Genomic DNA, 22,638 nt, shown 5'->3' with positions numbered 1-22,638 from the left:
TTTTGTTATCATAAAAAGGTCTTCAGGGCAGGGTGAGATTCCCGACCGGCGGTGACTTTTACTAGGAAATGTTCTTTTCCTTTTATACTTTGTTGCCAAGCTTTGCTTAACGAGAAATTATGCCTACAGCTTGTCGTATCGTTTAAAAGAAAAATCTCCATTTCCAAACTCTAAAAGAAGTCCGCGAGCGCAAGCTGATGTGGTGTGACTCCACAACCGACAGTATAGTCTGGATGGGAGAAGACGAGAGACGAATAGACTGACAGCTATTCTGATCTGTTTAGAGCTGATGCATAGGAATAAAACGTTAGGTGCTATGATTGACTAGCGGTGTTTTTCAATGGAGACCAGCTAAAGTGACTAGAATGGTTTCTAGTTTAAGCTTTGTTTAAATAGTTTAGAGTAGAATGATGGGGTAGACGTCTTTCCAGCTTCTCTAATTTTTAAAAAATTGGAGGAACCTGTTATGACAAATACACGTAAACTGACCCTAGTGGCTGTTTTATCCGCATTATCTTTTATTTTGATGTTCTATCAATTTTCTTTCTTGATAGATTTCTTCAAAATTGATTTGAGTATCATCGCCATTTTATTGGCTTTGGTCTTGTTGGATTTTAAAAGTGCTGTTTGGGTGACTTTGATCCGATCTGTTCTTAAATTAGCTCTTAATAATAAGGGGCTTGAGACCTTGATCGGACTACCAATCAATATCATTGGAGTTCTTGTTTTTGTCCTTGCTTTTGCATGGATTTGGAACAAGGAACGGACCCATGGCCGATTTGTCCTGGCTACGATTATTGGAACGATCAGCTTGAGTATCACGATGGTATTGGTGAACTATGTCTATGCAATCCCTTTGTATGCTCGCTTTATGAACTATGATATTTCGAAAACACTAGGGCTTGTCCACTATTTAGCTGCAATGGTTGCACCGTTTAACCTGATCGAAGGAGTGATTTGGGCCATCGCATTTGGATTGATCTACACCTTATTGCAACCGATTTTGAAAAAATATGAAAAATAAACAACAATATTGGGCGAAGGCAAGCTTCGCCCTTCTCATTTTTGTCATTCTTGGGTATGTGATTCGCTTTTACCCGCAACAATTAACGGGTTTTGATAGCGCGCTTCAATCTACTATTCGAGGCGATCTGCCTGCACCACTGACAGCTTTCTTTACCAAGGTGACCCACGTCATGGATACCAAGATCATTGTCATCTGGGTGGGTCTTTTGCTAGCTGTCTTTGCCTATAAGAAATGGTACAGTGAGGCCCTCTTCCTTGGGAGCAATCTGGTATTGACTGGTCTTTTGGTTCTTCTTCTAAAGAATATCTACCAGAGACCGAGACCAAGTATTCTTCATCTAGTAGAGGAAAAAGGCTTTTCTTTTCCAAGTGGTCATTCACTGGCGTCTACCCTTGTTTTGGGAAGCTTGATCCTCATGATCGGCCAGCATGTAAAACATAAAACAGCCCGCTATTGTCTTCAAGGCTTGCTGGTTATGGGAATTGTGACCATTGTGGTCTCCCGTATTTATGTCGGGGTCCACTATCCATCAGACGTTCTTGGCAGTATGATTTTGGGCCTTGCTGTCTTGCAATTTGAGTACCCCTTGTATGATCGCTTGCGCTTTCAATGGCGCTTTACAGGGAAGCAAAAATAACTAACAACTTGGAGTTGAACTCGCGTTTTGAGTTCGACTCTTTTTTTGCTATAATGAAGGATATGAAATCCTACAATACCTTGAATGATTATTATCGAACCTTATTTGGAGAAAAGACCTTTAAAGTCCCTATTGATGCAGGCTTTGATTGTCCTAATCGTGACGGAACAGTCGCCCATGGTGGCTGTACTTTTTGTACGGTCTCGGGTTCAGGAGATGCCATTGTGGCCCCAGAAGCTCCGATTCGAGAACAATTTTACAAAGAGATTGATTTTATGCATCGGAAATGGCCGGATGTGAAGAAGTACCTGGTCTATTTTCAAAATTTCACCAATACCCACGATAAGGTGGACGTCATTCGAGAGCGTTATGAGCAGGCCATCAATGAACCAGGAGTAGTAGGAATCAACATCGGTACGCGTCCGGATTGTTTACCAGATGATACCTTGGCCTATCTAGCGGAGCTGACCGAGCGCATGCATGTGACAATTGAGTTAGGGCTTCAGACGACTTATGAAGCGACGTCTCAATTAATCAATCGGGCCCATAGTTATGACCTCTACGTTGAAACAGTCAAGCGGATTCGCCAACAGGTGCCTAAGGCTGAGATCGTGTCCCATTTGATCAATGGTCTTCCGGGGGAAACGCATGAGATGATGGTGGAAAATGTTCGCCGTTGTGTGACCGATAATGAAATTGATGGCATCAAGTTGCATCTCTTGCATTTAATGACCAATACACGCATGCAACGAGACTATCATGAAGGACGACTCCAACTCATGAGCCAGGAAGAATATGTCAAGGTCGTCTGTGACCAGTTAGAGATTATCCCCAAACATATCGTCATCCACCGGATTACAGGAGACGCACCACGGGAAATGTTGATTGGCCCTATGTGGAGCCTCAACAAATGGGAGGTCCTAAACGCTATTGAAACTGAAATGCGTCGGCGTGGAAGTACCCAAGGATGTAAGCTAGAAGAAAAGGAGACTGCCGATGCTTCGACCACTTGAAATGGCCCATCAATTTTTAGCAGAAGTCATCACCAAAGAAGATGTGGTGGTGGATGCGACCATGGGAAATGGACATGATACAGCTTTTTTAGCCCAACGAGCAGGCCAGGTCTATGCCTTTGATATTCAAGAGCAAGCACTTGTAAATACCCAAGAAAGATTGAAAAAGTTGGGTCTTCAACATGTCCGGTTGATTTTGGATGGTCACCAGCATGTGGACCAATATGTGGAGACCCTCAAAGCAGCTATTTTTAATCTGGGTTATCTGCCATCTGCGGATAAATCGGTCATTACTCTTCCGGCTACTACGATTGAAGCGATGGAAAAAATCTGTGCTCGCCTAGAAAAAGGTGGGCGAATTGCTATTATGATCTATTATGGTCATGAGGGAGGAGACATCGAGCGTGATGCAGTGTTAGACTTTGTCAGTCAGCTCCCTCAAAAAGACTATACAGTGACCATCTACCGGACACTGAATCAAGTGAATCAGCCACCGTTTTTGGTCATGATCGAAAAATTAGAAAGCTACCGTCATGGATAAAGAATATTTAAAGAATAAAATCGAAGGATTGAGACATGATTTTGTCGAATCAACCATCCACGAGCGTGCAATAGGTTTTTATGATGAAGCCCATATGACCAAAAAGATGCTCAAAATAAAAAAGAAATTGGTTTCGCTTGAGATGGAACGGTGCCAAAAGAAGATTGAGCACAAGGATGTAACCAAGACAGACCAAAAGATTGCGGAGTTAAAACAGCAATTTGAGACCTGCTGCCAAGAACGCTAAGGAGGGAGTGATATGGAACTACTCCTTTATGCAGTGATCTTTTCGATGATTTTGATCGTCTCAAATGCCACGAATAAACTTGTGCCGAGCCTTCCTCTGCCCTTGATTCAAATTTTACTAGGGATTGGTTGGGCTCTCTTTGTGCCCGAAGAAAATTTTCATCTGGATACCGAGCTCTTTCTGGCCTTGGTCATTGGCCCTCTCTTATTTCGAGAAGCAGAAGAAGCAGATATTACTTCCGTCTTAAAGCACTGGCGGGTCATCCTCTATTTGATTTTCCCAGTGATTTTTATCTCCACCATTAGTTTGGGCTGGGCAGCTCACTCCTTGTGGCTGAGCCTTCCTTTAGCAGCCTGTATGGCAGTAGGGGCAGCCCTTGGGCCTACCGACTTAGTAGCCTTTGCTTCTCTGTCTGAGCGCTTTAGCTTTCCAAAGCGGGTTTCGAATATCTTAAAAGGCGAAGGATTACTAAATGATGCCTCAGGTCTAGTTGCCTTTCGAGTGGCCTTGGCAGCCCTTGCGACCGGAAGTTTCTCCCTTGGAGAGGCAGGGGTTTCCTTAGGAATCTCCATTATTGGAGGATTTGCGGTGGGGATCTTGACGGCCTTTGTGAACCGGTGGTTGCAAACCTTGCTCTTGAGTGTTCGCGCCAGTGATATTGCCAGTGAATTGTTATTAGAACTGAGTCTCCCACTGTTGACCTTCTTCCTAGCAGAAGAACTCCATGTCTCTGGTATCATTGCAGTAGTTGTGTCAGGGATCCTAAAAGCCAGTCGCTTTAAGCACATTACCCTCCTTGAAGCGCGGGTAGATACTGTGAGTCATACTGTCTGGAATACGGTCAACTTTATCTTAAATGGGTCGGTCTTTGTCATCTTAGGAATGGAATTGGAAATGATCTCCAAGCCCATCTTAAGTAGTCCCATTTACAATAATCTTCTTTTAGTTCTTTCTGTCTTTCTGTTGACAGCCTTGCTCTTTTTGATTCGTTTTGTCATGGTTTACCTCTTTTATTGGTTCCGAACGGTTCGACTAAAAAAATCGTTAAGAAATTATCTAAAAGATGCCTTATTGCTGACCTTTTCGGGTGTGAAGGGAACGGTTTCGATTGCGACGATTCTTTTGATTCCAACCAAGATCGAAAAAGAATACCCTATCCTACTCTTTTTAGTGGCAGGAGTTACCCTTGTCAGCTTTATTGCAGGCTTAGTGGTACTTCCAAAATTATCAGAAGAAAAGGAAGAAACCAATGACTACCTGATGCAGATCGCGATTTTAAATGATGTCGTCATGGAATTAGAAGCAGACCTAAAGAATAGCAAGCACAAGGGTCCCTTGTATGCGGCGATTGATAACTACCATGGCCGCATAGAAAACTTGATTCTAGGCCAAGAAAACAGGCTCATTCAAAAGGACTGGGAACAGTTGAAGCTCCTGATTTTGAGTATTGAAAGTGACGGCTTGGAACAGGCCTATGAAGAAGGAAAGATTCGAGAGCGGGGCTACCGTGTCTACCAACGCTATCTTCGCAATATGGAGCAACGTGTCAATCGCAATCTTTCGTCTCGCTTAACCTATTACCTCTTGGTGTCTTTCCGACTTTTGCGTTTATTAGTTCATGAGATCTTAACTTTTGGATCTGGCTTGCGAAACTGGTGGACCCGAGAAGACAGTAAGTTAGAGGCCATTGATTATGACCAGATTGCGGCCCTTTATCTGGCCAATACGGAAATCATTATCGAAAGTTTGGAAGACCTCAAGGGGGTTTATCGGAGCAGTTTGATCTCTTTCCTACAAGAATCTCGTCTGAGAGAGACAGCTATTATTACCAGTGGGGCCTTTGTGGAGCGGGTTATTAATCGCGTGAAACCAAATAATATCGATGAAATGTTGAGAGGCTATTATTTGGAGCGTAAGATTATTTTTGAATATGAAGCGCAACACCTGATTACCGCCAAGCAAGCGCGCCGTATGCGACAAAATGTCAATGAATTAGAAAGCTATTCCCTAAGAGAAAGTGCCAATACGCTTCCATACGATTTGATCGAGTATGCACGAAATCGTTGAGATAAGAGTAAAAGAGGCTGGGACAAAAGTCCTAGCCTCTCAATTATTTTTGGATTGTCGATCAAGATGCAGTGGTTGAGTGGGATCTACTACGCTGATTTCATCAGCTTTTACAGCCCTACTCAACTGTGCGGAGGTGGGACGACGAAATCGAATTCTAACGAATTACCGATTTCTGTCCCACTCTCTTATTGCTTTATTCACTTTCTTTTCAGTGTGCGATTTCTGGTTTGACAAAGAGTCGCTCGTCACCAAGATCAATAAGGGATACAGGAGCTTCGTAAAAATGGCTGAGAACACCTGGTGTTAGAATTTGATCTTTTGGTCCTTGCTCAACCACTTGGCCATGTTTGAGTAAGAGGACATGGGTCATGTCTTTTGTAATTTCCTCGGCATGGTGGGTGACGTAGATCATGGTTGGCGCGTGATCCAGTTGTTTGATGTGATGGATCTGACGGAGGAGCTTTTCTCTGGCAAAGAGATCCAATCCACTTGAAGCTTCGTCAAAGATGATCAGATCTGGCTGGTCCATGAGGCTTCGTGCAATGAGGACCGTCTGCTTTTCTCCCTGGGAGAGCTCCCGGTATTTGCGACCAATCAAAGAGCTAGCCCCAATCGAAGTCAGCATATCCCGTGCCCAGTTTAGTTCTTCCTCCCCGTATGCAGCATATAAAATACTACTCTTGTATTGACCGGTTAGGACAATTTGTTCTGTCAAAAGGTGCTCTGGCAGTCTTTCTGAAATAAAGGAGCTAACGATCCCAATGCGCTTTCGTAATTCAGGAATTCCCCCTTCTCCAAAACGAGTTCCAAGGACGGTTATCTGACCGGAACTAGCCCAGTATTCAGACATCAACAGTTTGAGGAGGGTCGATTTTCCTGCTCCATTGAGGCCTAAAATCGCCCAGCATTCATTTTCTTTTACTTGCCAGTTAACGTCTTTTAAAAGGGCTTTTCCATTGCGGATCAAATTGACGTCTTGTAGTTCAATCAAATTATTCATAACTTCATCCTTTTGATTAAAATCTCCTTTATTCTAACATAAAATATGGTAGAATAGAAAACAGGAGGTAAGGAATGTTTCGAAATAGTAAATTGTTATTCTGGACATGTGAAATTTTATTATTGACGGTGATTTTCTATATTTGGAAATCAATGGGGACTTTAATTTCTCCATTTGTATCTGTTCTGAATACCATCCTCTTACCATTTTTAATTGCAGGTTTTTTATACTATATCACCAACCCGATTGTTGAATTGTTAGAAAAACACTTAAAAATCAAGCGTGTGTTTGGGATTTTGATCACCTTAGTACTGTTGTTTGGGATCATTGGTCTAGGGATCTTTTATCTGCTCCCCATCTTAATCAATCAGTTAACTAGCTTGATTAATTCAACTCAAGGACTATACTGGGAAGTCCAAAGTTTGGTTCGAAAACTTTCGACCAATCCTTTGTTCCAGAATGTAAATATCCAATCGACGATTCAACAGTTGAATCTCTCTTATATGGATATCCTACAAAATCTCTTAAATAGTGTGACCAACAGTTTGGGAAGTGTGGTCAATACCATCGTCAATACGGTCTTTATTTTGATCATGACCCCTGTCTTCTTGGTTTATTTCTTGATTGATGGCAAGAAATTGTTGCCTATGTTAGAGCGGACCGTTTTACGCAATGACAAACTCCACATTTCAAGCCTCTTGGTTAGTTTGAATGAAACAGTCTCTCGCTATATTAGTGGTATTTCGATTGATGCTTTGATCATTGGAACACTAGCCTATATTGGCTATAGTTTTATTGGATTGAAGTATGCTTTGGTCTTTGCCATCTTTTCTGGGCTGGCCAACTTGATTCCCTATGTAGGACCAACCATCGGTTTGATTCCGATGATCATCACTTATGCTTTTACCGATATGGATATGATGATCAAAGCAGTCATTTACATGTTGATTATCCAGCAGATCGATGGCAATATTCTTTATCCACGTATCGTTGGAGGCGTGATGAAGGTTCACCCGATTACCATTATGGTTCTCTTATTGCTCTCAAGTAATATCTACGGAATTATCGGAATGGTCGTCGCGATTCCAGTCTATTCGATTGGGAAAGAAATTGTAAAATTCTTGGCCAATCTATATGATAACCACCGTGCTGCGAAGGAGCAGAAGAAAAAAGAAGAATTTGGAATCATTAATAAATCTTAGACTCTAGCGCCTATATGGGCCTTGGAGTCTTTTTTGTACATTTTTTTGAAAAAATACCGTAAAAAAGTCAACAAGTGCTATGAAATGTGTTAAAATATAAGTGATTTTGAAAGAAAATAGGAAAAGGTAGGGAAAGATGAGACTCCTCTTATCCAAAAAACAGAGACGCCAATTGCAATTGTTGGAAATCTTGATTAAGGAAAAAAGATGGTTCCACTTGAAAGAGTTGGCCAAGCGTTTGGATTGTACAGAACGTTCGTTAAAAGAGGATTTGTCTAATCTTCGTAGTACATTTGATGACTTTTTAATTGAATCCTCTACCAATGGGATCAAAATCAGTTATGAGGATTCGGTTGGGCTTGAGGTGATTTATCATCACTTTTTTAAAGAATCACAAGCCTTCGAATTGATTGAATATCTCTTCTTCAACAAGGATGTTTCTAATGAATATATTTGCAGAAAGTTTGATCTGAGTTACCAATCTTTCTACCGCTTGATTCGGACGATCAATCAGAAACTTCAAACCAAATACAATGTAAAGATTGATTTGAAACCCTTGAATCTTGTCGGGGATGAAGTAGATGTTCGTTTCTTCTATGCCCAGTATTTTGCGGAACGTTATTACTATATGGAGTGGCCTTTCCCAGAATTTAAGGAAGAGGCGGTGACCGATTTGATCACCTTCTTCTTCAAACTCTATGGCTATCCATTGACCTTCTCTTTACTCAGGTCTTATAAAGTTCTCTTGACAGTCTACTTATCACGTATTAAGCAGGGCTATTTTATTGACATGCCAACGAACTATGATGTGTATAAAGACCAGTATCAAGGGGTGACCAATGTCGAGGGGATGTTGCGCTACTTTAGTTTGCAGTTGGGTGTCGAGTTGAATGAAAGAGTGCTGGAGCAATTCTTCATCATCTTCATTCAAGAGAATTTCTATTTCAGCCCAGAAAGCTTGGTCGAAGCTGCAGAAACTGATCCGTATGCCAAAGAATCGACCAGACTCATCAAAGATATGTTCAAGGATCTATGCTATACCTATGATTTAGACATTGAAAATCTTGATGAGATGTTGATGCACGTTCACAATACGGCTCACTTAGGTCGGAAGGAATTATTCTCCGAGTTCCTCTTAATTGATACGAAGACCAATACCAACGAAGATTTCATGAGCATCTTCCCAGCCTTCTATGATGATTTGAAGGAGCATATCATCACTTATATGAAGACCATGAAGCATGATCTGAACGAAGAGATCATCAAGCACATGATCTACACGGTCTATACTCACTGGGAACGTCTCTTACCGCAGTTGTTGCGCCGACGGAAGTCTATTAAGGTCTTGATTATCAGTCGTTTTGACGATCACCATGCCAAATCCATGATTGATTTCCTTGATTTCTACTGTACGGATAACTTTGAATTTACACAGATGATCAAGTACAATCTGACAGTGGATGATATCGAAGCTTCGGATGCAGATGTGGTGGTAGCCAACTTTATGATGCCCGAATTAAAGAAAAAACCTTTTATCTGTACAAGTAGTCTCTCATCGCTTGAGCTGGTTGAAAAACTCAATGCCTTCTTTTATGATTTTACCAGTGCAGAACACTAAAATCAGGACCTGGTCCTGATTTTTTGATGGTAAAAAAAGAAAATTTTATAGAAGAATGCAGGCTCTCCTATTTTGTGGTATAATATACAATATTATATACTGGAGGAAACTATCCATGGAAGACCCTGGCAGTCAGGAAATTTTACTGGAATTTATTTTATTGATTGTTTTGACATTATTGAACGCCTTTTTTTCGGCGACTGAAATGTCAATGGTATCGTTAAATCGCTCTCGTGTAGAGCAAAAGGCTGAAGAAGGAGATAAAAGATACATCCGTCTTCTTAGCGTTTTGGAACAGCCCAACCATTTCTTATCCACTATTCAGGTGGGGATCACCTTGATTACCATCTTATCTGGGGCGAGTCTTGCAGAAAGTCTCGGTCATGTCATTGCTGGATGGATGGGCAATACTAAAACGGCTCTTGCAGCTGGAAGCTTTTTATCTCTAGCATTTTTGACTTATATTTCGATCGTGTTTGGCGAACTCTATCCGAAACGAATCGCTATGAACCTAAAAGATGAGTTGGCTGTTCGAACAGCTCCGATTGTGATTCTATTAGGAAAAATTGTCAGCCCCTTTGTTTGGTTGCTTTCAGCATCGACCAACCTTTTGAGCCGTATCACGCCAATGGAATTCGATGATCCGGATGAAAAGATGACGCGGGATGAAATCGAGTATATGCTGACCAATAGTGAAGCAACACTAGATGCGGACGAGATTGAGATGCTCCAAGGGATCTTTTCATTAGATGAAATGGTAGCGCGTGAAGTCATGGTCCCACGGACAGATGCCTTCATGGTCGATATCAATGATGATACCAAAGAAATTATTGAAAGTATCCTTAAGCAAAACTTTTCACGGATTCCTGTCTATGATGATGACAAGGACAATGTCATCGGTCTCATCCATACCAAACGTCTCTTGAACGAAGGATTTATCAATGGCTTTGATAATATTGTCTTAAGAAAGATTTTGCAAGAACCTTTGTTTGTTCCAGAAACCATTTTTGTGGATGATCTTTTGAAGGAATTGCGCAATACGCAAAATCAAATGGCCATTCTACTCGATGAATATGGTGGGATGTCTGGTTTGGTTACTCTTGAAGACCTCTTGGAAGAAATCGTTGGTGAAATTGACGATGAGACTGACAAAGCGGAAATTGATGTCTTTGAAATTGCGGACAATACCTATGTCGTACAAGGAGCCATGTCTCTAAATGACTTTAACGAATATTTTGATGTTGAGTTGGAAAGCGATGATGTGGATACCATTGCAGGCTATTACCTGACAGAGGTTGGGCGAATTCCGACCTTGAAAGAGCGACTCAGCTGTGAAGTCGATAGTCAAAAGAAACACTTGATTCTGACAAATGACAAGGTGAAAAATGGTCGTGTGACCAAGGTAAAAGTTGAAATTTCTGAAATCGTCGAAGATGATGAAGAAACCAAATCAAAAGAAGATTAGAAAATAGAGGCCTGGACGTGTTCCAGCCTCTATTTTTTTCTTGACAGGGCTAGTTGAATTTTCAAAAAATTTTAAAAATTTCTGAAATAGTCTTGACAGCTAAAAAAAATTAAGGTAAGATATTACCCATAAATAAAGAAAGCAGAAAATAAACATGAAGCAACAAGCCATTTCAACTCAAAAATTTTACTTTAGCTACTTTAGATAGTGTTTGTAGACATGATCTCATGGATGCAAACAACCCAAGCAATTTGTTTGTATCTATGTGGCTAAGATTTTTGATGATGGTCCATAGAGCTAGTATCTAAATGGACCGAGGTTTTGTAACTTGTTGGAGAATTTCAAGCATCCGTTTAGAGAATGATCTAAGCGGATTTTTTGTTTATTTGCAGAAAAGGAGTCAAAAAATGAAAGTAGTGAAGAAATTACTAGCACCTGTCCTGGTTGTAGGACTGCTGTTAACCTCATTGGTGACCTTACACCATCTGAAGGATGCTAAAAAAGACAATGTATTTCGGATTGGGATTTCCCAGTACATCACCCATAAGTCGCTCGACGCGACACGAAAAGGCTTTATCGATGAGTTGAAGAAAGAGGGCTATGTGGATGGGAAAAATATCCAGATTGATTTCCAAAATGCTCAAGGGGAGCAACGAAATCTGAAAAACATTTCCAAACAATTGGCGGAAGAAAGTGATCTAGTCTTTGCGATTGCAACCCCTTCTGCACAAAGTTTGGCTAATACGACGAAAACAACGCCGGTTGTCTTCTCAGCTGTGACCGATCCATTGGCAGCGAAATTGGTGAAAAACTTGAAAGAGCCTGGCGGCAATATCACGGGGACAAGTGACCAGTCAGAAGATGCGATCTCTACACAGGTAGATATGATTAAGCAAGTCCTTCCAACGGCGAAAACAGTTGGGATCCTCTATACGCAAAGTGAGCCTAACTCCGTCGTCCAAAAAGACAATGCGAAGAAGATCCTTGAAGCTAAAGGTTATCAAGTGGTTGAAAAAACCATCCTCGATAGTAACAATGTGAAGGCTGCAGCAGACAGTATCATGTCAGAAGCAGATATCGTCTTTGTTCCGACGGATAACATCATTTCTTCTACAATGGACACTGTGAAACAGGTCTCTATCAGCCATAAGGTGCCAGTTTTTGGTGGATCTGCTGAAATGGTAGCTACTGGTGGCTTGTACAACTTTGGTACTGATTATGAGGAATTGGGAAGACAAGCTGCTCGGATGGCCATTCGCATTATGAAGGGTGAGAAACCTGTCAAAATCGCAGTTGAAACACCTGAAAAATTAGAATTGCATACCAATAAAGAGATGGCGAAAGAGCTTGGAATTGATATTAGCTCGTTGAAGGTAGAAAAATAGGAGGTTTGAGATGAATTTCGTTTTATCAAGTTTATCAGAAGGTTTATTGTGGTCGATCATGGCGATTGGTGTTTACTTAACATTTCGAATTTTAGATATTGCCGATATGACGGCAGAAGGAGCCTTTCCACTTGGGGCAGCAGTTGTAGCCTCCCAAATTCAAGCAGGAAGAAACCCTTGGCTTGCAACCTTGTTAGGCTTCCTGGCGGGGATGATCGCAGGATTGGTTTCTGGAATTCTCCATACAAAAATGAAAATTCCAGCCCTCTTGACAGGGATTGTCACTTTGACGGGTCTCTACTCTATCAATATTAAAATCATGGGGGGAGTTCCCAACCTCTCTATTGGCGATGCCAGTACCATTTTCAAAAGTGTCATGAAATTGGGCTTGTCCAATGAAGAAGCTGTCTTTTTGATTAGTATTTCTTGCTTGATCATCGTCTGTATCTTGTTAACTCTCTTAATGAAGACGCAGCTTGGCTTGGTTTTGCGCTCGACAGGTGATAACATTCCAATGAGTGAGGCCAATGGGGTCAATGTAGATAACATGAAGATGTTGGGCTATATGATTTCCAATGGTTTAATTGCCCTTTGTGGAGCCATGTTTGCACAAAATGATGGTTTCTCAGATGTGACTTCTGGTACAGGGACGATCGTAGTCGGCTTGAGTGCTGTGATTATCGCTGAAGTTTTGATCCACGAATTGACCATTGGTTGGCGCTTGCTTTCCATCGGGGTTGGAGCTATTGTGTACCGTTTGATTATCTTAAATATTTACGAGATCCCAAATCTCGATCAAAATATGGTTCGTCTCTTCAATGCGATCTTGCTCGCGATTGTCTTGTTCGCTCCTGAGGCGCAAAAACGTCTTCGTGTTCGTGGACTGAAGTTAGGAAATAAATAGGAGAAAAGTATGGCAACATTATTATCAATTGAAGGTATTCATAAGACATTTGAAGCAGGAACAGTCAATGAAAACCATGTCTTAAAAGGCTTGGATCTCCAAGTAGAAGAAGGAGACTTCATTTCGGTTATCGGTGGAAATGGAGCTGGGAAATCAACCTTGATGAACATCTTGGCAGGAAACCTAGTCGTGGATGAAGGGGATATCTTGCTAGAAGGTAACTCCATCAAAAATACGAGTGTTCGTAAGCGTGCGAAAGATATTGCGCGTGTCTTCCAAGATCCTAAAATGGGGACAGCTTCCCGTTTGACCATTGAAGAAAATATGGCCATTGCCCAACGACGGGGGAAATCTCGTGGTTTGAGCTGGGGAGTTCGCGAGAAAGATCGCGAATTATTCCGTGAAGCCTTGAAGGAACTGAATATCGGTTTAGAGAACCGTCTCAAAGTCGATACCCAATATTTGTCTGGTGGGCAACGTCAAGCGTTGACCTTGGTCATGGCAGCCTTGGTCAAACCCAAACTCTTGCTTCTGGATGAACATACCGCAGCGCTCGATCCCAAGACTAGTGAAATGGTCATGGAATTGACACAAAAGATCGTGGAAAGCCATGATTTGACAACCTTGATGATTACGCATGATATGAACCATGCGATTGAATACGGCAACCGCTTGATCATGCTCTACCAAGGCAAGATCGTTGTCGACGTCAAAGGAGAAGAAAAGAAAAACCTAACGGTTGAAGATTTGATGCGCCTCTTCCACCAAAACAGTGGTGAAACCCTGGTTAGTGATGAATTGGTATTAGGATAAAATGAGAGTGGGACAGAAATCGGTAATTCGTTAGAATTCGATTTCGTCGTCCCACCTCCGCACAGTTGAGTAGGGCTGTAAAAGCTGATGAAATCAGCGTAGTGAGCCCACTCAACCACTGCGTCTTGCTCGACAATCCAAAAATAATTGAGAGGCTAGGACTTTTGTCCCAGCCTCCTTTATTTCCTCCGCTCTGCATAGTCGACAAAATGAAACTTGTCTAATTTGTGCCGGCTTTCGGTGAACTGGAATTGCCGTCCGTCTGCTAAGTGAACTTGGGAGCGGACCGTTACTACGTGTTTGTCTTTTCCAAGATCCAGTAAGATTTTGTCACGATTATCGATTGGTGAAATCAAGATTTCTTTCTTAGCATAGCCAATCTGCAATTTCAAGTCTTCTTCTATATATTGGTAGATAGAGTGCTGGGCAATTTCCTTAGTAAGGCCTGGGATCAGCTCTCTGTCTAAGTAATCAATATCTAAGACAGAAGCGACACCATCCACCATCCGTTGCCGGGTTACTTTCCAAACCAATCGGTGAAGGGGGAAGCCTGTCTTTTTAGCGCCTTTTTCATCGATACTGATCTTTTCTAAACGAATGACATTGGTTTCTGAAAGCTTTGACGATTTCTTGATAACTGGTTAATTGGGAAACAGGGAAGTCAAAGTGAGCTTGTCTAGAAACTTGCGAACCCATCCCTTGAACAGTCTCGATAAAGCCTTCCTCCTGCAAGAGCTTGAGCGTCTCTATCATACTTGGGGCAAGGAAATGAGTGAACGAGATGGTTGGAGTGCCCTCTTCTGGAATAACCATGACCAACCTCGTGCCTTGAATCGCTTTGTAGATATCAAGAACTTCCGCAATGAAGGAGCGACCATGCTCGCAGCTAGCCTTCACTTGTCACGTGGTACCCCTTATATCTACATGGGAGAAGAAATCGGCATGATAGATCCAGACTATGATTCGATGGCAGATTACGTGGATGTGGAGTCCATCAATGCTTACCAAATGCTCTTGGACCAAGGCAAGTCACCTGAGCAAGCCTTCAAGATTATCCAAGCTAAGTCACGTGATAATTCACGTACGCCCATGCAATGGGATGCTTCTCTAAATGCCGGTTTTTCAACAGGGACGCCATGGTTGAAAGTTGGGAAGTCCTATAAAGACTTCAACGTTGAAAAGGAAATGGATGGCCCAATTTTTACCTTCTATAAAGAATTGATTCGCTTGCGAAAAGAAATGCCCATCATTTCAGAAGGCAGCTACCTGCCAGCACTGGAAGATAGTCAAGAAGTCTACGCTTTTGAACGCCACTTAGACGGTCAAAAACTCTTGGTACTCAATCATTTCTATGGAAGTGAAGTCGAAGTAGCGATTCCAAAAGACTACCAAGCAGGGCGCGTGCTCTTGTCCAACTATGAGAAGGTAGAGCTTTCTGAAAAAGTAATTCTGAAACCATATCAGACACTGGCGATTTTAGTTTAAGTATTTCACACTTCGATCTTTTTGGGTCGAAGTGTTTTTCTTTTTGAAAAATATTTTTGAAAGCGCTTGAAAATGCAAAGTTCTTCCCTTATAATAAAAGAGGAAATCTTTTTAGGGATGGAGAAACGCATGAGAAAAAACGGTAAAAAGATTCGCCTACTGGGAGTAGCCACCTTATTGGCTAGTCAGTTGGGGGTCTTTAGCAGTACCCTCACGGTAGTTGCAGACGAGACCACAGCTTCGACTTCAGAGCCAGCGCTTGTGACGAACACTAGCAGCGAAGAAAACTCGACAAATAGTTCGACTTCTGCTACAACAACAACTACAGAAGCTACGACGAGAGCTTCGAGTGATAGAGGAGAGATATCTAGCAGTTCCTCGGAGGATACCGAAGAGAAGACGGTTAAGATTGGGGAGATTCAAGGGGAAGCGCAACGCTCTCCACTTGAAGGCCAAAAGGTAGCCATCAAAAATGCGGTCGTGACCAAAACAGACCGCTATGGTTTTTATGCTCAAGATATTGAATCGGATGGTAATAGTCGGACTTCAGATGGGATTTATGTAGTTTCTAAATACAAGGTCAAGGTCGGTGACAAGGTAAAAATCACTGGTACTATCAAGGAAGGCTATATGGAAGAGGTTACCTTGGGAGCTGGGAAGACCTTTAAGGAACCGACGAATAGTTTAACGGTGACCATGCTAGTCGATGCTTGGATCACAAAAGATGGGACAGCCCCTCTTCCAGAAGCTGTGAATATCACTGCGGGCATGCCAGCGGAGGTGAAGCCTAATCCGACGGCTTATGCTCCAGAAACCGATGCTCTCGATTATTGGGAAAGCCTGGAAGGAATGCTCACGGTGGTGAAGAAACCGCATGTCCTTGGTCCCCAGTACAAAGGAGATATCTATGTATTGGGAGAAGATTTTACAGGCCTTCCTTTAAACAATATTGGAGGTCTGAATCTACGGCCACATGCGCAAAATACAGCGACGATCCCGATTTATGTTGGGAATCAGTTTGTCGCAAAAGCCAAGGATTACCTTACAGAAGACGTAACAGGAGTGGTAACGTATCGAAATAGCTTTTATAAGTTAGAACCTACTCAACAGTTGACGGTCCAAGACGGTGGCTTGCAGCGTCAAGCAGCTCAAACCCAACCAAGTGAGGACAAGCTGACCATTGCTTCCTACAATATTGAAAATTTCTCGGCCAACAATGCCAAAAATGAAACCCCAGAGGATAAGGTGACGCTGATTGCCAATTCCTTTATCCATGAAATTCACAATCCTGACATCATCACTTTGATCGAAGTGCAGGACAATAATGGTAGTGTGGATGACGGGACGACAAGTGGTGTTGAAAGTGGACGTAAACTAGCCAATCGGATCAAGGAATTGGGTGGCAAGAGCTATGAATATACGGAGGTTGCTCCAGTAGATGGCGCTGACGGAGGAAAGCCTGGTTCCAATATTCGTTTGGGAATCCTCTACAATCCAGAACGCGTAACCTTAGCCAAAAAAGAGGCAGCAACTAGCAAGGAAGCGGCGCAATTTGACAAGGGACACCTGGTTAAAAACCCAGCTCGGATTGCCCCTAATGACCCATCGTTTGATCATACTCGCAAGTCTTTGGCTGTTGAATTTGAATTCAAAGGTCAACCAGTTGTGGTGATTGCCAATCACTTGAAATCAAAAATTGGAGATGATGCTATTTATGGGGCAAGCCAACCAGCAGTGGAACATACATTGCCAACGCGTGAAGCACAAGCCAGTGTCATCCATCAATTCGTTCAAGAAGGCTTGAAGCAAAATCCGAAGACCACCTTTGTTTTGACGGGTGATTTTAATGACTACGATTTCTCAACCACAGCACAGATCCTTGCGGGCAACGAACTAACCAACTTAATGGCCCAACATGATGCAGGGGATCGCTATTCTTATTTCTACCGTGGAAGCAATCAAGTTTTGGATAACATTTTTATCTCAAACAACATGGCAGCAAAAGCAAGGTTTGAACCAGTCCATATCAATGCTTCCTTTATGAAGGAACACGGTCGTGCATCAGACCATGATCCTGTCTTGGTCCAAATCGACTTTAGTGGAGCACAAACTCCAGGAACGCCGACGGATGATCAACAAGGAAATACAGGACAACCAACGGATCAAACCAGCCCTTCTTCATCGAATACAGGATCTCAACTAGTCCCTCATCAGACTCAAGCCAATGAACAAAAGAGTTCAACAGCTGAAAGCAAAGAGAAGGGCAAGAACGAAGATGAGAAGCAAGACGACAAGGAAGAGGCTACAACAGAAACCAAGACACCAGGTAAACGGAAAATCCTTCCATCTACTGGACAAGAAACAAGCTATCTAGCCCTTTTTGGAGTGGCAGTAGCTACGATGAGTCTTGTCTTCTACAAGAAGAAAAAGACTTACTAACGTTTTCAAAAGAAAGATCTAAAAAAGGAGTCGCTGGCTCCTTTTTTTCTCCTAAAATACAGGACAGATAGTTCCATATTGGAAACTGTACTAGGACAATGAAAACTACTGAAAAGAACAGTTTCTTTTCAAAAAGAAGCTTAAACTCTTTAAAATAGATGGAATCGTGTTATAATAAAACCATAAAACGTTTTCAAGAGAAGAGGTTCCTCAATGGAAAATGAAACAGTTGACTATGGAAAAGTAACAGGAATGGTACACTCAACAGAAAGTTTTGGGGCAGTAGACGGGCCTGGGATCCGCTTTATTGTCTTTCTTCAAGGGTGTCAAATGCGGTGCCAATACTGCCACAATCCAGATACTTGGGCAATGGAAACCAACAAGTCCCGTGAACGGACCGTGGATGATGTCCTAGAAGAAGCCCTCCGTTATCGTGGATTTTGGGGCGAAAAAGGGGGAATCACGGTCAGTGGTGGAGAAGCCCTCTTGCAGATTGACTTTTTGATTGCACTTTTTACCAAGGCTCAAGAGTTGGGCATTCATTGTACTTTGGATACCTGTGCTCTTCCTTTCCGGAATACGCCTCGTTATTTGGAAAAATTTGACCGCTTGATGGCAGTGACAGACTTGGTGCTTCTTGATATCAAGGAAATCAATGATGAACGTCACAAAATTGTGACCAGCCATACCAATAAAACGATTCTAGCTTGTGCCAAGTACCTATCTGATATTGGAAAACCAGTCTGGATTCGTCACGTTTTGGTGCCAGGTTTGACAGACCGAGATGATGACTTGATCGAACTTGGAAAATTTGTTAAAACCCTTAAAAATGTCGATAAATTTGAGATCCTTCCTTACCATACTATGGGGGAATTCAAATGGCGTGAATTGGGAATTCCGTACAAATTGGAGGGTGTGAAACCACCGACAAAAGAACGGGTCCAAAATGCAAAAGATTTGATGGAAACAGAAAGTTACCAAGATTACCTGAAACGGGTCAAAGGATAAAAAGTATAGACAGTTGGGCCTTCCAGCTGTCTTTTCTATTGAAATGCACAACTATTCCCTTTCTTTAAATGGCAAAACGTGCTAAAATAGAGTGAATCTATAAATGAAATAAAGAGGTAGAAACATGTCAAAAATTCTCGTTTTTGGTCACCAAAATCCTGACTCAGATGCTATCGGCTCATCTGTAGCTTTTGCTTATCTTGCAAAAGAAGCTTATGGTTTGGATACAGAAGCAGTGGCTCTTGGAACTCCAAATGAAGAAACAGCTTTCGTATTGGACTATTTTGGTGTGGAAGCACCACGCGTCGTCACATCAGCTAAAGCAGAAGGTGCAGAGCAAGTCATCTTGACGGACCACAATGAATTCCAACAATCTGTTTCAGATATCGCTGAAGTAGAAGTTTACGGTGTAGTGGATCACCACCGTGTGGCAAACTTTGAAACTGCTAGCCCACTATACATGCGTCTGGAACCAGTTGGATCAGCATCTTCTATCGTATACCGCATGTTCAAAGAACACGGTGTAGCAGTGCCAAAAGAATTGGCAGGTTTGATGCTTTCAGGTTTGATTTCAGATACCCTTCTTTTGAAATCTCCAACAACACACCCATCTGATAAGGTGATTGCGCCAGAATTGGCTGAATTGGCTGGTGTCAACTTGGAAGAATACGGTCTTGCCATGCTCAAGGCTGGTACCAACTTGGCAAGCAAATCAGCAGAAGAATTGATCGATATCGATGCTAAGACTTTTGAATTGAACGGAAATAACGTTCGTGTGGCTCAAGTGAACACAGTTGATATTGCTGAAGTTTTGGAACGCCAAGCTGAAATCGAAGCAGCCATCCAAGCTGCCAATGCAGCTAACGGGTACTCTGACTTTGTCTTGATGATTACAGACATCGTCAACTCAAACTCAGAAATTCTTGCCCTTGGTGCTAATATGGACAAGGTAGAAGCAGCTTTCAACTTCAAACTTGAAAACAACCACGCTTTCCTTCCAGGCGCTGTTTCACGTAAGAAACAAGTGGTACCTCAATTGACTGAAAGCTTTAATGGCTAATGATAAATGGGGAAACCCATCGTTAAAAAGGAGTTTCGGCTCCTTTTTTGCTAGGAGAAGACCATGTTGGAGACGGGCGATTTGATTTTTGTCAGTGAAAATACAGAAATGGGGCAGGCCATCCAGGCATCAACTGGCAACTATAGCCATGTGGCCATCTTTTTGGACGGATTCATTTATCATGCCACGGTAGAAGGTGGCGTCCTTGCCCAATCCCCTGAAGATTTCTTTGAAGCTGAGAAAGTCTATGACCTTTATCGCTATTCGGGAATCGATCTCAAAGAAGTCAAAAAGCGGGCAGAGAGTCTTTTAGGTGCTCCCTACAATGCTTCCTTTTACCCGGATGGAGATGGTTATTACTGTTCCCAGTTCATTGCCGAACTACTTCCTATTTTTGAGACCATTCCCATGAGGTTTGGGGAAGGAGAACAAGAGATTAGTCCGTTTTGGGAAGATTACTACAGAGAGCTTGGTCTAGCGGTTCCTTTGGATCAGCCCGGGACCAATCCTAGTCAGTTAGCCCAATCACTACAGCTACAGTTTAAAGAAAGGTATTTGGATGATTACAATCATTAATCCCACACGTTTGACACGTCAGCCATTTTTCAAGGACTTGATCAACTTTTTGGATCAGCACGACGATGTGATCCTGCGGCAAATCAAGGCCCAATTTCCAGATCAACCAGTGGATAAGCTGATGGAGGAATATATCAAAGCGGGCTTTATCCTTCGAGAAAATAAACGCTACACCCTCAACCTGCCTTTCTTGGAGTCAGCTGATCTTGTCGATTTGGATCAGGAGGTCTTTGTCCGAGAGGACAGTGCAGTTTATCAAGAATTAAAAGCCAAGGTCTTCCAAACGGAACTCCGCAATACTACCAATGAAGCGATTCTCATAGAGGAGACGGACTTTGCGCGACATGCACAGACCCTTTCCAATTACTTCTACAAGGTTGCTCACCAATATCCATTGACAGAGGAGCAAGAAAAGCTCTATGCTATTTTGGGAGATGTCAATCCTGAGTATGCTCTCAAGTATATGACTAGCTTTTTGCTCAAGTTCCTCAAAAAAGAAGTAGTCCAGCAAAAGCGCAAGGACATCTTTGTCGACAGTTTAGTTTTATTGGGCTACATCATTCAAAATGAAGATGGAAAGTATGAGTTAGCTGTCGAATTTGATAAAGAACGATTCATTTTTATAAAAAAATAAAGGCTAGGAATTTTCCTAGCCTTGTTTTTTTTGATTATAGATAACGTTCAGCGATGGCGGCGTCACCTGGATACTCTTCTTTAACGCCATTTACGATTTGGTAGCAGTCTGCTCCTTTTCCAGCGATAATAACAGCATCTTCAGGCTTGCTGGTTGTCGCCATAGCCAGCTGAATGGCTTGTTCGCGATCTGCGATTTTCTCGACAGGGCGCGTGATAAAACTACTAATCTCTTCAGCGATAGCCAAAGGATCTTCATAGTTGGGATCATCCGCTGTGAGGAAGACTTGGATTTCAGGATGGTCTTCTAAGAGTGAGCCAAAGTCCTTGCGGCGGCTCTCTCCTTTATTCCCAGTTGATCCAAGGACCAGTGAAATGGTCCCGGTTTGATGGGTTTCAACAACTGAGAGCAGTTTTTTCAAGCTATCTCCATTATGGGCGTAGTCGATGAAGACCTTAGCGCCGTTTTTCTGAGTCAAGACTTCCATTCGGCCTGGAACGCGCGTCTTAGCAATCCCTTTTTGGATATCCTCGAGGCTCGCACCTAGGCGAAGGCAGGCAAGTCCGGCAGCCACAGCATTTTCTTGGTTGAAATGTCCAATCAGTTGGATTTCATAGTTTCCAGCTAATTTACCAGTGGCTGAGAAGCTGAAGGCCTTAGAGTTTTCAATTTGATTCTCAGACTGGCTTCCATAAAAATCGTGGTCTTGCTTCGCGACTTGGTCCGCTAAAACTTGGAAATGATCCATATCACTATTGATGACAACGGCTTGGCTGTTCTTCATGAGGAGACGTTTGTGGTAGAAATAATCCTCAAAAGTTGGGTGTTCAATCGGTCCAATATGGTCAGGACTGATGTTGAGAAAAACACCAACGTCAAAGGTCAGACCGTAAACCCGTTTCACTAGATAAGCTTGACTGGAAACTTCCATAATGAGGTGGGTCCGATCATTGGCTACTGCCTCAGCCATCATGGCAAAAAGATCTAAGCTCTCTGGAGTTGTCAGGGTCGATTTAAAGAAGTTTTTACCATCCAGTGTTGTATTCATGGTCGACAGCATAGCTGGTCGGTGACTTTGTTCCAAAATATGGTAAGCAAAATAGGCCGCGGTTGTCTTTCCCTTAGTCCCTGTGAAGGCCAATAGTTTTAATTGTTTCTCAGGGTGTCCATAAAACTCCATGGCGATTAAGCTCATGGCCTGTTTGATATTATTGACGAGGATGGCAGGAATACCAACTTCATAATCTTTTTCAGAGACATAAAAGCCGAGTCCATTAGAAATAGCCTGTTCCAGGTATTCTTTTTTGAAGTTGGCCCCTTTAACAAAAAAGAGGGTACTAGCAGAAACCTTACGGCTATCATAGCTAATAGCATCAAAACTTGTTCCTTCTAGATGGTAGTAGTATTCACCATTTACTAGAACTTCTCGGAAATTTTGGTCTTGTTTTAAAATGTTGAGGGTTTGTTCAATTGTAATCATAAAACTATTGTAAACCGAAAGTCTGAATTTTACA

The 22,638-nt window shown here is 42.3% G+C and carries 19 protein-coding genes, 2 pseudogenes and 1 riboswitch; of the genes and pseudogenes, 18 read left to right on the top strand and 3 right to left on the bottom strand.

Features of this window, described 5'->3' with window-relative positions; translation table 11 throughout:
- The first annotated feature begins 14 nt into the window (after window positions 1–14).
- Window positions 15–249, top strand: a riboswitch (FMN riboswitch).
- A 202-nt stretch (window positions 250–451) separates the two neighbouring features.
- The 6 genes from O3605_RS02710 to O3605_RS02685 are packed head-to-tail and all read left to right on the top strand — an operon-like array spanning window position 452 to window position 5,532.
- Window positions 452–1,024 (top strand): ECF transporter S component, encoded by a 573-nt coding sequence (locus O3605_RS02710; protein ID WP_480992729.1) that lies wholly within the window; start codon window positions 452–454, stop codon window positions 1,022–1,024.
- Window positions 1,014–1,664: a phosphatase PAP2 family protein gene (locus tag O3605_RS02705; protein WP_371585205.1), complete on the top strand. Its 651-nt coding sequence runs from the start codon at window positions 1,014–1,016 to the stop codon at window positions 1,662–1,664. The genes O3605_RS02710 and O3605_RS02705 overlap by 11 nt, the downstream gene beginning before the upstream one ends.
- A gap of 53 nt (window positions 1,665–1,717) precedes the next feature.
- Window positions 1,718–2,677 carry a tRNA modification radical SAM protein MnmL/YtqA gene (gene mnmL, locus O3605_RS02700; protein ID WP_371585204.1) on the top strand — a complete coding sequence of 320 codons (960 nt, stop codon included), beginning with the start codon at window positions 1,718–1,720 and terminating at the stop codon, window positions 2,675–2,677.
- Entirely contained in the window at window positions 2,661–3,218 is a 558-nt protein-coding gene (gene mnmM, locus O3605_RS02695) for a tRNA 5-(aminomethyl)-2-thiouridylate-methyltransferase MnmM (protein WP_049497805.1), read from the top strand. The genes mnmL and mnmM overlap by 17 nt, the downstream gene beginning before the upstream one ends.
- Window positions 3,211–3,465, top strand: a complete 255-nt coding sequence (locus tag O3605_RS02690; protein ID WP_049497806.1) for a hypothetical protein — start codon at window positions 3,211–3,213, stop codon at window positions 3,463–3,465. Before mnmM ends, O3605_RS02690 begins: the two co-directional genes overlap by 8 nt.
- A gap of 12 nt (window positions 3,466–3,477) precedes the next feature.
- The gene (locus tag O3605_RS02685) at window positions 3,478–5,532 is read left to right on the top strand and encodes a cation:proton antiporter (protein WP_049497807.1); all 2,055 of its coding nucleotides are present in this window, start codon (window positions 3,478–3,480) and stop codon (window positions 5,530–5,532) included.
- A gap of 211 nt (window positions 5,533–5,743) precedes the next feature.
- Here the strand turns inward: O3605_RS02685 and O3605_RS02680 are convergent, their stop codons facing one another.
- Window positions 5,744–6,535: an ABC transporter ATP-binding protein gene (locus tag O3605_RS02680; RefSeq protein WP_371585203.1), complete on the bottom strand. Its 792-nt coding sequence runs from the start codon at window positions 6,533–6,535 to the stop codon at window positions 5,744–5,746.
- 74 nt (window positions 6,536–6,609) lie between these two features.
- Between O3605_RS02680 and O3605_RS02675 the strand changes: the two genes are divergently transcribed.
- From O3605_RS02675 to O3605_RS02650, 6 genes are all read left to right on the top strand, one after another.
- The gene (locus tag O3605_RS02675; RefSeq protein ID WP_371585202.1) at window positions 6,610–7,737 is read left to right on the top strand and encodes an AI-2E family transporter; all 1,128 of its coding nucleotides are present in this window, start codon (window positions 6,610–6,612) and stop codon (window positions 7,735–7,737) included.
- A gap of 136 nt (window positions 7,738–7,873) precedes the next feature.
- Window positions 7,874–9,355 (top strand): AcpB/EbpR/MafR family transcriptional regulator, encoded by a 1,482-nt coding sequence (locus O3605_RS02670; RefSeq protein ID WP_049497810.1) that lies wholly within the window; start codon window positions 7,874–7,876, stop codon window positions 9,353–9,355.
- A 115-nt stretch (window positions 9,356–9,470) separates the two neighbouring features.
- Window positions 9,471–10,820 carry a hemolysin family protein gene (locus tag O3605_RS02665; RefSeq protein WP_049497811.1) on the top strand — a complete coding sequence of 450 codons (1,350 nt, stop codon included), beginning with the start codon at window positions 9,471–9,473 and terminating at the stop codon, window positions 10,818–10,820.
- Window positions 10,821–11,227: 407 nt separating this feature from the next.
- Complete coding sequence (locus tag O3605_RS02660) at window positions 11,228–12,205, top strand: ABC transporter substrate-binding protein (RefSeq protein WP_049497812.1); 978 nt, start codon at window positions 11,228–11,230, stop codon at window positions 12,203–12,205.
- 10 nt (window positions 12,206–12,215) lie between these two features.
- Window positions 12,216–13,109, top strand: a complete 894-nt coding sequence (locus O3605_RS02655) for an ABC transporter permease (protein WP_003005682.1) — start codon at window positions 12,216–12,218, stop codon at window positions 13,107–13,109.
- A gap of 9 nt (window positions 13,110–13,118) precedes the next feature.
- Window positions 13,119–13,922, top strand: a complete 804-nt coding sequence (locus O3605_RS02650; protein ID WP_049497813.1) for an ABC transporter ATP-binding protein — start codon at window positions 13,119–13,121, stop codon at window positions 13,920–13,922.
- A gap of 179 nt (window positions 13,923–14,101) precedes the next feature.
- Here O3605_RS02650 and treR read toward each other — a convergent pair.
- Window positions 14,102–14,735: pseudogene (gene treR / locus O3605_RS02645) on the bottom strand (trehalose operon repressor).
- Between treR and O3605_RS02640 the strand changes: the two are divergent.
- From O3605_RS02640 to O3605_RS02615, 6 genes and pseudogenes are all read left to right on the top strand, one after another.
- Window positions 14,655–15,407: pseudogene (locus O3605_RS02640) on the top strand (alpha-amylase family glycosyl hydrolase); the annotation flags it as partial. The pseudogenes treR and O3605_RS02640 overlap by 81 nt on opposite strands.
- Before the next feature lie 129 nt (window positions 15,408–15,536).
- Window positions 15,537–17,846, top strand: coding sequence for a DUF8508 domain-containing protein (locus O3605_RS02635; protein ID WP_371585201.1), 2,310 nt, complete (start codon window positions 15,537–15,539; stop codon window positions 17,844–17,846).
- A gap of 213 nt (window positions 17,847–18,059) precedes the next feature.
- On the top strand, window positions 18,060–18,854 hold the full coding sequence (pflA, locus tag O3605_RS02630) for a pyruvate formate-lyase-activating protein (RefSeq protein ID WP_003005017.1): 795 nt from the start codon (window positions 18,060–18,062) through the stop codon (window positions 18,852–18,854).
- A gap of 124 nt (window positions 18,855–18,978) precedes the next feature.
- The gene (locus O3605_RS02625; RefSeq protein WP_371585200.1) at window positions 18,979–19,914 is read left to right on the top strand and encodes a manganese-dependent inorganic pyrophosphatase; all 936 of its coding nucleotides are present in this window, start codon (window positions 18,979–18,981) and stop codon (window positions 19,912–19,914) included.
- 63 nt (window positions 19,915–19,977) lie between these two features.
- On the top strand, window positions 19,978–20,490 hold the full coding sequence (locus O3605_RS02620; RefSeq protein ID WP_021153679.1) for a YiiX/YebB-like N1pC/P60 family cysteine hydrolase: 513 nt from the start codon (window positions 19,978–19,980) through the stop codon (window positions 20,488–20,490).
- A complete protein-coding gene (locus O3605_RS02615; protein ID WP_195529716.1) occupies window positions 20,474–21,124 on the top strand; it encodes a DUF1803 domain-containing protein in 651 nt (216 codons plus the stop codon). Before O3605_RS02620 ends, O3605_RS02615 begins: the two co-directional genes overlap by 17 nt.
- 34 nt (window positions 21,125–21,158) lie before the next feature.
- Here the strand turns inward: O3605_RS02615 and O3605_RS02610 are convergent, their stop codons facing one another.
- The gene (locus O3605_RS02610) at window positions 21,159–22,604 is read right to left on the bottom strand and encodes a UDP-N-acetylmuramoyl-L-alanyl-D-glutamate--L-lysine ligase (RefSeq protein WP_021153677.1); all 1,446 of its coding nucleotides are present in this window, start codon (window positions 22,602–22,604) and stop codon (window positions 21,159–21,161) included.
- Between the last annotated feature and the right edge of the window lie 34 nt (window positions 22,605–22,638).

Source organism: Streptococcus sp. 27098_8_99 (genome assembly GCF_041431935.1).
In the GTDB taxonomy this organism is placed as follows: Bacteria; Bacillota; Bacilli; order Lactobacillales; family Streptococcaceae; genus Streptococcus; species Streptococcus parasanguinis_D.
This window is presented reverse-complemented; position numbering and strand designations above follow the sequence as displayed.